Here is a 12771-nt window from a genome sequence, read left to right as displayed (position 1 = left end):
AATACCTGAAAAACCGCGGCGAATTCTTCGCGGGCAAGCCTCGCTCCTACAGGTTATGGATCAAGCACCCCGCTGGCGATCGGCTAGAATGGCGGTCTTGCCGTTGCCGAGCCTGCCATGAAACCTGTATTGCCCCACGCCCAGCTCGACTGGGACGACCAAGGTCGCCCGCGTTCGCGGGTGTTCGATGATGTGTATTTTTCCGACCAGTCGGGCCTTGAAGAAACCCGTTACGTGTTTCTGGAGCAAAACGATTTGCGCGACCGCTTCGCCGCATTGCCGGCGGGTGGGCGACTGGTGATTGGCGAAACAGGTTTCGGCACCGGACTGAATTTTCTCTGTGCCTGGCAGTTGTTCGAACAGCACGCAGTGGCCGGTGCGCGGCTGCATTTTGTCAGTGTCGAAAAGTACCCGCTGAGCACCGCCGATCTGCAACGGGCCCTGGCGTTATGGCCGGATCTCAAGCCGTTCGCCGATCAATTGCTGCCGCAGTACGTGGCGATTCATCAAGGCTTTCAGCGGCTGGTGCTGGGCAACGGCCGCGTCACCCTGACCCTGCTGATTGGTGATGCACTGGAGCAGTTGCCGCAACTGGACGCGCAGATCGACGCCTGGTTTCTCGACGGTTTTGCCCCGGCGAAAAACCCCGACATGTGGACTGCCGAGCTGTTTGCTGAACTGGCGCGTCTGGCGGCACCCGGCTCGACCATCAGCACCTTCACCAGCACCGGCTGGGTACGCCGTCTGTTGAACGCCGCAGGCTTCAAGATGAAACGCACGCCGGGCATCGGTCACAAGTGGGAGATCCTGCGGGGCACCTTTCTTGGCTGGCCTGAAGAGACCGCACCACCTGCCGCGACTAAACCCTGGTTCGCTCGCCCAACCCCGCCGACCGGCGAGCGCCGCGCCCTGGTGATCGGTGCCGGGCTGGCCGGTTGCGCCAGCGCCGCCAGTCTCGCCGCGCGGGGTTGGCAAGTGAGCCTGTTGGAGCGCCACGAAGCACTGGCGCAGGAAGCCTCGGGCAACCCTCAGGGTGTGCTGTACCTCAAGCTTTCGGCCCACGGCACCGCGCTGTCGCAATTGATCGTCAGCGGTTTTGGTTACACCCGGCGCCTGCTGGAACAGTTGCAGCGCGGCGTCGACTGGGACGATTGCGGGGTCTTGCAACTGGCCTTCAATGCCAAGGAAGCCGAACGTCAGGCGCAATTGGCCGCGGCTTTTTCGCCAGGCCTGGTACACCTGCTCGATCAACCGCAAGCACAGGCCCGGGCCGGCATCGAACTGGAGCACGGCGGCCTGTTCTTCCCCGAAGGCGGCTGGGTTCATCCTCCTGCGTTGTGCCAGTGGCAGGCGTCTTCAACGAACATTCAGTGGCTGCCCCATCGCGAGGTGCTGGAACTGCGCAAGGTGGAGGATCAATGGCAGGCCTGGGACGGCGAGACACTGCTGGCCAGCGCGCCCGTGGTGATTCTCGCCGGTGCCGCCGAGATCAAACGCTTCCCCCAGAGCGCCGAGCTGCCCCTCAAACGCATTCGCGGCCAGATCACCCGACTGGCGCAAACCCCTGAAAGCCAGAGCCTGGCGACCGTTGTCTGCGCCGAAGGCTATGTGGCGCCTGCTCGTCTGGGCGAACACACCCTCGGCGCCAGCTTCGATTTCAATAGTGATGATCTGACCCCGACCGTCGCCGAGCACCTCGGCAACCTGGCGTTGCTCGAAGAAATCTCCACCGACCTGGTCACCCGCCTGCATGTTCAAGACCTGGACCCGCAGCAGCTTGAAGGGCGCGCGGCGTTCCGCTGCACCAGTCCCGATTACCTGCCGATTGTCGGACCGTTGGCCGATCAGACCAGCTTCGCCAATGCCTATGCCGCGCTGAGCAAAGATGCCCGGCAAGTGCCCGACGTGCCCTGCCCGTGGCTTGATGGGTTTTACGTCAACAGCGGTCATGGCTCTCGCGGTTTGATCACCGCGCCATTGTCCGGAGAGCTGCTGGCGGCATGGCTTGAAAACGAGCCTTTGCCCTTGCCCAAAGCCGTGGCCGAGGCCTGCCATCCCAACCGTTTTGCCTTGCGCCAGTTGATTCGCGGAAAAGTCTGACACACCGACTTATAACTTATCGGTCTAAAACTCCAGGGATTCAGCCGGGTCAGTTTCCGGGTACCCGCCGTTTTTGGTGGGTATCGATTGACCCTCCCCAACGGAAAAACCGGTAAGGACTTATGTGCGGATTAGCTGGAGAATTACGTTTCGACCATCAACCTGCGGACCTCGCAGCCATTGAACGAATCACCCATCACCTGGCCCCTCGCGGCCCTGATGCGTGGGGTTTCCACAGCCAAGGCCCGATTGCCCTGGGCCATCGGCGCCTGAAAATCATGGACCTGTCGGACGGCTCGGCGCAGCCGATGATCGATAACCAACTGGGCCTGTCCCTGGCCTTCAACGGCGCTATCTACAACTTCCCGGAACTGCGCACCGAGCTGGAAAGCCTCGGTTATGCCTTCTACTCCGGTGGCGACACCGAAGTGCTGCTCAAGGGCTATCACGCCTGGGGTGAAGCGCTGTTGCCCAAGCTCAACGGCATGTTCGCCTTCGCCATTTGGGAACGTGACGCCCAGCGTCTGTTCATCGCCCGCGACCGTCTCGGTGTGAAGCCGCTGTACCTGTCGCGCACCGGCCAGCGCCTGCGCTTTGCCTCGGCATTGCCGGCATTGCTCAAGGGCGGCGACATCAACCCGATCCTCGATCCGGTGGCGCTCAATCATTACCTGAACTTCCACGCGGTGGTCCCGGCCCCTCGCACCTTGCTGGCGGGCATCGAAAAACTGCCCCCGGCCAGCTGGATGCGTATCGAAGCCGACGGCACCACCGAGCAGAAAACCTGGTGGACCCTGCCCTACGGCCCACATGCCGACGAACTGAATCTGACCCTCGAAGACTGGCGCGATCGCGTGCTCGACAGCACCCGTGAAGCGGTGGCGATCCGTCAACGGGCGGCGGTGGATGTCGGTGTGCTGCTGTCCGGTGGCGTCGATTCGAGTCTGTTGGTGGGGCTGTTGCGCGAAGTCGGGGTAGAAGACTTGTCGACCTTTTCCATCGGTTTCCAGGATGCCGGTGGCGAGCGCGGTGATGAATTTCAGTATTCGGACTTGATCGCCAAACACTACGGCACCCGGCACCATCAACTGCGTATCGACGAACAAGAGATCATCGAGCAACTGCCGGCAGCGTTCCGCGCCATGAGCGAGCCGATGGTCAGCCATGACTGCATTGCCTTCTACCTGCTGTCCCGGGAAGTGGCCAAGCATTGCAAAGTGGTGCAGAGCGGCCAGGGCGCGGACGAGTTGTTCGCCGGGTATCACTGGTATCCGCAGGTGGACGGCGCGAGCGATCCGTATGCGGCATATCGCGATGCGTTTTTCGACCGCAGCTATGCCGACTATGCCGCCACAGTGCAACCGAAATGGCTGACAGCCAACGATGCCGCCGGCGACTTCGTGAAGGAACATTTCGCACAACCCGGTGCCGACGCGGCGGTGGACAAAGCCCTGCGCCTGGACAGCACCGTGATGCTGGTAGACGACCCCGTCAAACGGGTCGACAACATGACCATGGCCTGGGGCCTGGAAGCGCGCACGCCGTTTCTCGACTATCGCCTGGTGGAATTATCAGCGCGGGTGCCGGGCAAATTCAAACTGCCGGATGGCGGCAAGCAAGTCCTGAAAGAGGCGGCGCGGCGGGTGATTCCGAGCGAAGTGATCGATCGCAAAAAAGGCTACTTCCCGGTGCCAGGTCTCAAGCATTTGCAGGGCGACACACTGAACTGGGTGCGTGAACTGCTGCTCGATCCGAGTCAGGATCGCGGCTTGTTCAACCCCGCCATGCTCGACCGCCTGCTGACCGATCCGCAAGGCCAGTTAACGCCGTTGCGCGGCTCCAAGCTGTGGCAATTGGCGGCCCTGAACCTGTGGCTCAGTGAACAAGGAATCTGATCGATGAAACCCCACGCCACGGCTTACAGCCAACGCCTGTTGCGCGGTCAGGCGCCCTCCTACGAACGCTTGCAGGCACGCCTGGCCGAAGACGGCAGCGCATTGAGCGCCGTGCCCATCGCCGTGCACTGCGGTTGGGGCCGGTTGTTAATCGGCCATACCTTTCCCGATGCGGCGAGCCTCGCCCAAGAGTTGCTCAATGAGCAACCCGGTGAGCGGGACATCGCCTTGTACGTCGCCGCCCCCCAGCAAGTGCTGGGGCTGGAACCGGCGCAACTGTTTCTCGACCCGTCCGATACTTTGCGCCTGTGGTTCAGCGATTACCGTCAGGCCACCCGGGTGTTTCGCGGTTTTCGCATTCGTCGGGCGCAAAGCGAGGCGGACTGGCAGGCGATCAATCAGCTGTATCAGGCCCGCGGCATGCTGCCGATCGATGCAGGTTTGCTGACGCCCCATCATCAGGGCGGCCCGGTGTACTGGCTGGCCGAAGACGAGGACAGCGGCGCGATTATCGGCAGCGTCATGGGCCTCAATCACCACAAGGCATTCAACGATCCGGAAAACGGCAGCAGCCTGTGGTGCCTGGCGGTGGATCCGCAATGTTCCCGCCCAGGCGTCGGTGAAGTGCTGGTGCGGCACTTGATCGAACACTTCATGAGCCGTGGGCTGAGTTACCTGGACCTGTCGGTGCTGCACAACAACCGTCAGGCGAAGAGTCTTTACGCCAAGCTCGGTTTTCGCAACTTGTCGACCTTTGCGATCAAGCGCAAGAACGGTATCAACCAGCCGTTGTTTCTCGGCCCCGGCCCCGAAGCCGAGTTCAATCCGTATGCGCGGATCATCGTCGAAGAGGCTCATCGGCGCGGTATTGAGGTGCAGGTGGATGACGCGCAAGCCGGTCTGTTTACCTTGATCCACGGCAGTCGTCGGGTGCGTTGCCGCGAATCCCTGAGCGATCTGACCAGCGCCATCAGCATGACCTTGTGCCAGGACAAAAGCCTGACTCACAAGGTGCTGAAAAACGCCGGCCTCAAACTGCCCGCACAACAACTGGCGGGAAGCGCGGACGACAATCTGGCGTTTCTCGACGAGCACGAACGGGTGGTGGTCAAACCGCTGGACGGTGAACAGGGCCAAGGGGTGGCGGTGGATTTGCGCAGCATTGAGGAGGTCCAGCAAGCCATCGAAAACGCCCGTGCATTCGACAGTCGAGTGCTGCTGGAAAGTTTTCACGAAGGCCTCGATTTGCGGATTCTGGTGATCGGCTTCGAGGTGGTCGCGGCTGCCATTCGCCGGCCGGCGGAAGTGGTGGGCGATGGTCAGCATTCCATCGGTGCGCTGATCGAAGCCCAGAGTCGTCGCCGTCAGGCGGCAACCAGCGGCGAAAGCAAAATCCCGCTGGATCAGGAGACCCAACGCACCTTGCAGGCGGCGGGTTATGACTACGCCAGCATTCTGCCGGCCGGCGAGCACTTGTTCGTACGGCGCACGGCGAATCTTCATACCGGCGGCATCCTTGAAGACGTCACGGCGATTCTGCATCCAGCCTTGGTGGACGCGGCGGTGCGCGCGGCGCGAGCGCTGGATATTCCGATGGTCGGGCTCGACCTGATGGTACCGGCCGCCGACCAGCCGCAGTACGTGTTTATCGAAGCCAATGAACGCGCCGGCCTGGCCAACCATGAACCGCAGCCGACGGCCGAGCGGTTTGTAGATTTGTTGTTTGCACATAGTCAGCCGGCAGTCCCTTAGTGATGTGTTGTCTGTACCAACACCATCAGGAGTTTCCATGACCAGCAAAATTCCCGAACCGGATCTCGATTACCTGCAAAAAGTCCTGCTGGAAATGCTCGCCATTCCCAGCCCCACCGGGTTCACCGACACCATCGTGCGGTACGTGGCCGAGCGCCTCGAAGAGCTGGGCATTCCCTTTGAAATGACCCGTCGCGGCACCATCCGCGCGACTCTCAAGGGCAAGAAGAACAGTCCGGACCGAGCAGTCTCCGCTCACCTGGATACCATTGGCGCGGCGGTTCGCGCGATCAAGGACAACGGACGCCTGACCCTGGCGCCCGTCGGCTGCTGGTCCAGCCATTTTGCCGAGGGCAGCCGCGTCAGCCTGTTCACCGACAACGGCGTGATCCGCGGCAGCGTGTTGCCGCTGATGGCTTCCGGGCACGCGTTCAACACCGCCGTGGATGAAATGCCGATCAGCTGGGATCACATCGAATTGCGCCTGGACGCCTATTGCGCCACCCGCGCCGATTGCGATTCGCTGGGGATCAGCGTCGGCGATTTCGTCGCCTTCGACCCGTTGCCGGAGTTCACCGAAAGCGGCCACATCAGCGCCCGTCACCTCGACGACAAGGCTGGCGTTGCCGCACTGCTGGCGGCACTGAAAGCGATTGTCGACAGCGGCGAAGAGTTGATGATCGACTGCCATCCGCTGTTCACCATAACCGAGGAAACCGGCAGTGGTGCGGCGGCTGCCCTGCCCTGGGATGTCAGCGAATTCGTCGGCATCGACATCGCGCCGGTCGCGCCCGGCCAGCACTCCAGCGAACACGCGGTGAGCGTGGCGATGCAGGATTCCGGCGGGCCTTATGACTATCATCTGTCGCGGCATCTGCTACGCCTGGCCGCTGACAACGAACTGCCGGCACGTCGGGACCTGTTCCGCTATTACTTCAGCGATGCTCACTCGGCCGTCACCGCCGGCCATGACATTCGCACCGCCCTGCTGGCCTTCGGTTGCGACGCCACTCACGGCTACGAACGTACCCACATCGACAGCCTTGCCGCTCTCAGCCGTTTGCTCGGCGCCTATATTCTCAGCCCGCCGGTATTCGCCAGCGATGCACAACCAGCCACGGGATCGCTGGAGCGGTTCAGTCACCAGATCGAGCACGAGACGCAGATGGAAAGCGATACCCGGGTACCGTCGGTGGATAGCCTGCTGGGACAGCGCACAGAAAGCTGAGGCGAACACTGGTGATGTGTTCATATCCGCCGTAGCATCGCGCCAATGTTTAACCGAGGTGCCTTATGCTGATCCCCCACGACCAACTTGAAGTCGACACCCTGACCCGCCTGATCGAGGATTTCGTGACCCGTGACGGCACGGACAACGGCGATGACACGCCGCTGGAAACCCGTGTGTTGCGTGTGCGTCAGGCATTGACCAAGGGCCAGGCGCTGATCGTCTTCGATCCGGAAAGCGAGCAATGCCAGTTGATGCTCAAGCACGACGTGCCCAAGCACCTGTTCGACTGAAGCCCTTAACGAGCCTTGGCTTTTGCCTGTTTGATCTGGATGCGCTCGTAGACTTCGGCGCGGTGTACGTTGACCTGCTGTGGCGCTTCAACACCGAAGCGCACACTGCTTCCGTTGACGGCGAGCACCCGCACGGAAATGTTGTCACCAATGGATATCAATTCGCCCACAACGCGACTGAGTACAAGCATGGCATTCATCCTTCAGGGTTACCGGTCCCTGAAGATGCCCTGCGCAGAGCGGGTCTTCAATGCAACGACCGCAAAACAGTCCCGCCCTACAATGCAGGCTGCATCACCCTGACGGACGTGTCTGACAAACCGCTTGAATGAAGGACCGATCCGTCAGGAAGCGGTAAGGCGCGGACCAAACAAAATGACAGTCGCCCCGAGTACACACAGCGCCACGCCGATCCAGTCCGAGCCCAGTGGTCGAATCCGCTCGACCACCGCCAGCCAACCAACCGACGAGATGATGTAGATGCCGCCGTAGGCGGCATAGGCGCGACCGGCGTAGCTCGCTTCGACCCGGGTCAGCAGTAGCGCGAATAACGTCAGGCTGAGCAAGGCCGGGATGACCCACCACACGCTTTTACCCTGGCGCAGCCACATCCAGAAAGCGAAGCAGCCGGCGATTTCGAACAGCGCGGCGAGGAAAAACCACAGGTAATTGAGCATGCAGACGTCTCGTTGGGATGGCCGGTTGGCGGCCACCCTAACGACGGTGTTGCGCACAGGCAAGTTCAGCCTGCGTTTTGTTTGGCCTTGGCGCGCATTTTGTCGGCCATCACAGTCATTTCGTTGTAGAGCAATTGCGGGTCTTTCTGTTTGATCGCCCAGGCCATACGGCCCTGCTCGTGAGGCAGGATCAAGAATTCGCCAGCGGCGACCTGCTGATAGATGTAGTCGGCAATGTCAGCAGCGGTGATCGGTGAGCTTTCCAGCAATTTGCCGACCTGGGCTTTCATGGCCGGGGTCGGGCCACGGAAGGAGTCCAGTAGATTGGTCTGGAAGAACGACGGGCAAACTACATGCACGCTGACTTCCTCATGGGCCAGTTCAATCAGCAAACTTTCGGACAACGCCACCACACCCGCCTTGGCCACGTTGTAGTTGCTCATGGCCGGGCCTTGCATCAGCGCCGCCATCGAGGCGATGTTGATGATTTTGCCTTTGCTTTTCTCCAGCAGCGGCAGGAAGGCCTTGCAGCCCTTGACCACGCCCATCAGGTTGATCGCGATTTGCCAATCCCAGTCCTCCAGCGACAGTTCACTGAAGAACCCGCCCGAGGCCACGCCGGCATTGTTGACGATGACATCGATACCGCCAAGTTTCTCTTCGCAGGCTTGGGCGAAGGCGGTCAACTGACTGTAGTCGCGCACATCGCAGCGCTGAATGAAGCCGTCACCGCCGGCTTCGCGCACCAACTTGAGGGTTTCCTGCAGACCGGGCTCACTGACATCCGACAAGGCCAGCTGCCAGCCTTCACGCGCCCAGCGCAGCGCGATTTCGCGGCCCAGGCCTGAGCCCGCGCCAGTGATCATCATGCGATTTTGCATAGCAAACAGCCTTGTTGTTCCGGGGAAGATGCACCGAGTGTAGCGAAGGATAATGCGCGACCCACGCTCCATCAGAGTGCTGAATGGCCAGCGATGAACCACGGCGCGGTGCGGTTGTTTCAACTTCGAAACAGAGCAAAAGAAATAAACATACTTTCCAAAAACATTAAAAAAACTTGGAATTTTTCTTCATAGCCATGAGTCGGATTTTTTAAGCAGCTAGGATTAATACAAGTCCAGCTGATGGCTAAAACGCCAGGTCAAACCCACAACGCTTCCAACAAGGAAATAGACATGGGCACAATTCTTATCGTTATTCTTATCCTGTTGCTGATAGGCGGCCTGCCGGTCTTCCCGCACTCCAGAAGTTGGGGTTATGGCCCGTCCGGTATCATCGGCGTGGTGTTGGTGGTGCTGTTAATCCTATTGCTGCTTGGCAAGATATAGAGATTCTACCGGCAAAAAAAAGAGGCCCTGCGAAGGGCCTCTTTTGTATTCCGGAAAAACTTAGTCCGGTTTGCCGTCAACCACACCGGCGGTGTTGTCCAACAGGCTCTTGGTAGCCGTCTGGATGAACGACTCGAGCTTCTGCTTGAGCGCCGCTTCGTCAGCCGATGCCGGGATCACTTCACCTTTCGGGTTAGCGCCCAGTTCGTATTGATACAACCTTGGCGGCATCTCTTTAGGCAGTACCAGCACGCGGTCCGCGGTGAGCAAGGCGACCGTCTGATCGCTGCCCGACGGCTTGATCATGCCGAAACCCTTGTCACCTTCCGGCAGGTTCAGCAAGTCACGCCCCCAGCATTGATGGACCACATCGCCACCCACGCGGCCCATGATGGTCGGCACGATGTCGATCTGGGTGCCCACAGTGTGGTCGACCTGACCGAATTTTTCCTGTATGCCCGGCCCGATCATCAGCATCGGCACGTTGAAGCGGCCCAGGTCCATTTCGGTGATCTGTTGTTCATTGCCAAAACCGTGGTCGCCGACGATCACGAACAGGGTTTCCTTGAAGTACGGCTCTTTGCGAGCCTTTTCAAAGAACTGACCCAATGCCCAGTCGGAGTAGCGCATGGCGGTCAAGTGTTCGTTGAGGCTGCCACGATCGGTCACGCGCTCCACCGGCAATGGTGTCGGCAAGGCGTATGGCGTGTGGTTGGACAGGGTTTGCAGCAAGGCATAGAACGGTTTCTTGTCCTTGCCGTCGCGGGCTTTCAACTCTTCCAGGCCACGGTTGAACATGTCCTGGTCAGACACGCCCCAGGTCGGGTCGGAGAACACCGGGTTGACGAAGTCATTGCGCCCGATGAAGTTGGTCATGCCCTGGTTGCTGAAGAAGCCCGACTGGTTGTCCCAGGCGAAGTCGCCGTTATAAACATACACATCGTCGTAGCCACGAGTGCTGAGCAACTGTGGCAGGCCGGACAGTTTGTGGCTGCCTTCCGGGGTCTGCATCAGGTATTCGAAACCTGGCAGGTTCGGGAAGCAGGCCATGGTGGCGAACATACCTTGGTGGGTATGGGTGCCGTTGGAGAAGAAACGGTCGAACAACAGACCTTCTTTCGACAGTTTGTCGAAGGAAGGCGTGATCTCGCCCGGACGTCCCAGAGCGCCCACCGAGTGACCGGCGAAGCTTTCCATCAGGATCACCACGACGTTCTTGATCGGCAGTGTCTTGTTGGCGTCGGGGGTGTAGTTGCGACGCACCGCGGCGGTCTCCGGGTTCACCAGTTTGTCGCTCGGAGTCAGCAGCATATCGCGCACGGTCTGCTGGGCCAGAGGTTGTTCCAGTGTGGCTTTCCAGATGTTGTCGCGCTCTTCGGACATCCGGCTCTTGGCCGCGGCGATCAGCGACAGCGTGCCGTTGAGGCCCAACTGGTTGGCGAAATTCGAGTCGGTGGTGTAGACGTCACCCCAACGCAGCGGCGGGCCCTGACGCAGGGTGCCACGCGCCGCGACCACACAGACCATCAGGCAGACCACGAACACCACGCCGCGCGCATACCACGGAGCGACCTGGCGCGTGCCGATGCTGCCACCGCTGAACGGCCCGCGAGGACGTGTGGCGCGGTCGGCGCCCTTGAACGCGAGGGTCAGAATCAACGTGCCCACCCCCCAGGCCAACAGGTAGCGAACTACCGGAAAACCGTACCAGAGCATGCTCATCACGGTTTTCGGGTCTTCTTTCACATACTGGAAGACCAGGCCGTTGAGGCGCTGGTGGAACTCGCGGTAAAAGTCCATCTCCATCAGGCCGAGGAACAGCGCGATACTCGAGGCAACAGTCAACCAGAGCCGGAAGAACCCGCGGGCCGCCATGGCCCGGGCGCTGAACAGGGCCAGCAGCAGCGGAACGCTGAGGTAAACCACCAGGCGCAAGTCGAAACGCAGGCCATTGGCGAACGCTTCCAGGAAGGTCGAAGCCGGTGTGTCGAGGATCATCGAGCGGTTGTAGACCAGCAGCGCGACGCGCAGCAGGCTGAACATGACCATCATGATCAGGGCGCACAACAGCGTGTAGGCCAGATGCGATTTGACGGTCGGTTGCAGCAGGCGACTAGTAGCTCGCTGCTGATTCAGGGCGTCCGGGTTTGCCATGTCGTTTTAGGACCCATTGGAAGTTGAAGTTACAAAAATACAGTGGCGCCTTGCCCTCTGTTGGCCATCCTCGGCCCCGGGGCGTGCGCGGTGCGCAAATGTTGCACGATCAACCGCGGCATTGCCATTGATTACTGCCCGACAGCCAAACTGCCGCTCATAGCGGTCAGGGACAAGCGGCGTGGGCGCAAAGTTGCGGGGTTGATTCGTTGAGGCGAATTGTCTTGGAGAGATTGTGAAAATTTCGTTCAACGCATATCCGGAAACAAAATAACTCCCCTCCCCTGGTAGAAATGAAACGCCCCGATTTGATCGGGGCGTTGTTGAACAGGCCGCATCAACTGGATACGTGGCTACTTCTCGGCGCGTTCTTTCAGGGCTTTGAGAGTATTGAACGGCGCATCGACCACGAACTTGTTGGCCAACCACGACGGCACGCTGCCGCCTGGATCAGTGTGAACCTGATAAGTCACTTCGACTTGATCGCCTTTAGGCACGAACTTCCAGAAACCCTTGACCTGGGCGACCCGTACAAAACCCTTTTCTTCCGGAAGGTACTTCGGCTGCCCTTCCAGCTCGCGGGTCAGGCTGCCATCAGCGCCGTCAACGGTAGTGACATGCAACACCGAATCGCGAGCAGTGACCGGCCAGGGTGTATTGAACTGAGTGTAGGTCCAGCTCTGGTTGCCTTCGTGCTTGAGCAGCTTCTGGACCTTGCACTCGTGAATCCAGGCGCAGGCTCCCGGAACATCTTCCTGCAGTGCACGCAGTTTGGCCATGGTGGTCTTCATGATCGTTACACCACGGTAAGCCTTGTATTGGGAACCGGCCACCTCACTCAAGGACACCTTGATGCCATCTTCGTCCTTGGCGGTTTTCCAGTCTTCGGCCTGGGCCGTGGAGGCCAGCAAAACCGTCAAACCACACAGCACAGCGATACGATGCAGCGAACCCATAGTCTTATTCCTTATTGTTGAAGTTCCGTTCGTTGAACACATCACGCGGCCGTCATTTGCTCCCACCAGCCCAGCAATTTGATCGCTTCGTCGCGGCTGCTTCCGCAAACCTCGACATCGGCCTCAAATGCCGAACACACCGCGGGGCGTTCCGGCTTGCCGAAAATGCTGCACAGGTTATCGGCAGACAGTTGTACGCATCGTTCTCCGGCGGCTTTGCCATTGGGCATGCCGGGAATCGGCGAACTGATGGAAGGGGCAATGCAACAGGCGCCACAGCCTTCACGGCATCTCATGACGACAAGCTCCTCGCGACGAGCAATGTGTTAAAGGGACGCGGCACAGAGTAACGGCTAAAACAGTTGTTTTAAATTACCCGGGCCCGGGT

At 60.1% G+C, this 12771-nt stretch carries 12 protein-coding genes; 6 read left to right on the top strand and 6 right to left on the bottom strand.

The window, feature by feature from the left end; translation table 11 throughout:
- The first annotated feature begins 117 nt into the window (after positions 1–117).
- The 5 genes from mnmC (at position 118) to FFH90_RS08895 (ending at position 7268) form a co-directional block, all read left to right on the top strand.
- Positions 118–2100 carry a bifunctional tRNA (5-methylaminomethyl-2-thiouridine)(34)-methyltransferase MnmD/FAD-dependent 5-carboxymethylaminomethyl-2-thiouridine(34) oxidoreductase MnmC gene (gene mnmC, locus FFH90_RS08915; RefSeq protein ID WP_138867013.1) on the top strand — a complete coding sequence of 661 codons (1983 nt, stop codon included), beginning with the start codon at positions 118–120 and terminating at the stop codon, positions 2098–2100.
- Between the two features lie 122 nt (positions 2101–2222).
- Positions 2223–3995, top strand: coding sequence for an N-acetylglutaminylglutamine amidotransferase (locus tag FFH90_RS08910; RefSeq protein ID WP_111454906.1), 1773 nt, complete (start codon positions 2223–2225; stop codon positions 3993–3995).
- A 3-nt stretch (positions 3996–3998) separates the two neighbouring features.
- Entirely contained in the window at positions 3999–5747 is a 1749-nt protein-coding gene (ngg, locus tag FFH90_RS08905; protein ID WP_138867012.1) for an N-acetylglutaminylglutamine synthetase, read from the top strand.
- Between the two features lie 37 nt (positions 5748–5784).
- Positions 5785–6975 carry an osmoprotectant NAGGN system M42 family peptidase gene (locus FFH90_RS08900; RefSeq protein ID WP_138867011.1) on the top strand — a complete coding sequence of 397 codons (1191 nt, stop codon included), beginning with the start codon at positions 5785–5787 and terminating at the stop codon, positions 6973–6975.
- Between the two features lie 65 nt (positions 6976–7040).
- Positions 7041–7268 (top strand): YheU family protein, encoded by a 228-nt coding sequence (locus tag FFH90_RS08895; protein WP_003199186.1) that lies wholly within the window; start codon positions 7041–7043, stop codon positions 7266–7268.
- Positions 7269–7273: 5 nt separating this feature from the next.
- Here FFH90_RS08895 and csrA read toward each other — a convergent pair whose 3' ends face one another.
- The 3 genes from csrA to FFH90_RS08880 form a co-directional block, all read right to left on the bottom strand.
- Positions 7274–7459, bottom strand: coding sequence for a carbon storage regulator CsrA (gene csrA / locus FFH90_RS08890; RefSeq protein ID WP_064616631.1), 186 nt, complete (start codon positions 7457–7459; stop codon positions 7274–7276).
- 153 nt (positions 7460–7612) lie between these two features.
- On the bottom strand, positions 7613–7945 hold the full coding sequence (locus tag FFH90_RS08885) for a YnfA family protein (RefSeq protein WP_111454907.1): 333 nt from the start codon (positions 7943–7945) through the stop codon (positions 7613–7615).
- A 65-nt stretch (positions 7946–8010) separates the two neighbouring features.
- Complete coding sequence (locus FFH90_RS08880; protein WP_018929879.1) at positions 8011–8826, bottom strand: SDR family oxidoreductase; 816 nt, start codon at positions 8824–8826, stop codon at positions 8011–8013.
- A 288-nt stretch (positions 8827–9114) separates the two neighbouring features.
- On the opposite strand from FFH90_RS08880, the gene FFH90_RS08875 reads away from it, so the two are divergent.
- The gene (locus FFH90_RS08875) at positions 9115–9273 is read left to right on the top strand and encodes a DUF3309 family protein (RefSeq protein WP_172901242.1); all 159 of its coding nucleotides are present in this window, start codon (positions 9115–9117) and stop codon (positions 9271–9273) included.
- A gap of 60 nt (positions 9274–9333) precedes the next feature.
- Here FFH90_RS08875 and FFH90_RS08870 read toward each other — a convergent pair whose 3' ends face one another.
- From FFH90_RS08870 to FFH90_RS08860, 3 genes are all read right to left on the bottom strand, one after another.
- On the bottom strand, positions 9334–11427 hold the full coding sequence (locus FFH90_RS08870) for an LTA synthase family protein (RefSeq protein ID WP_018929880.1): 2094 nt from the start codon (positions 11425–11427) through the stop codon (positions 9334–9336).
- Between the two features lie 353 nt (positions 11428–11780).
- On the bottom strand, positions 11781–12383 hold the full coding sequence (locus FFH90_RS08865) for an START domain-containing protein (protein WP_018929881.1): 603 nt from the start codon (positions 12381–12383) through the stop codon (positions 11781–11783).
- Positions 12384–12424: 41 nt separating this feature from the next.
- Positions 12425–12679, bottom strand: a complete 255-nt coding sequence (locus tag FFH90_RS08860) for a YkgJ family cysteine cluster protein (protein ID WP_007942053.1) — start codon at positions 12677–12679, stop codon at positions 12425–12427.
- Positions 12680–12771 lie beyond the last annotated feature (92 nt).

Origin of the sequence: Pseudomonas sp. ATCC 43928, assembly GCF_005938665.2 — a bacterium.
Lineage (GTDB): Bacteria > Pseudomonadota > Gammaproteobacteria > Pseudomonadales > Pseudomonadaceae > Aquipseudomonas.
This window is presented reverse-complemented; position numbering and strand designations above follow the sequence as displayed.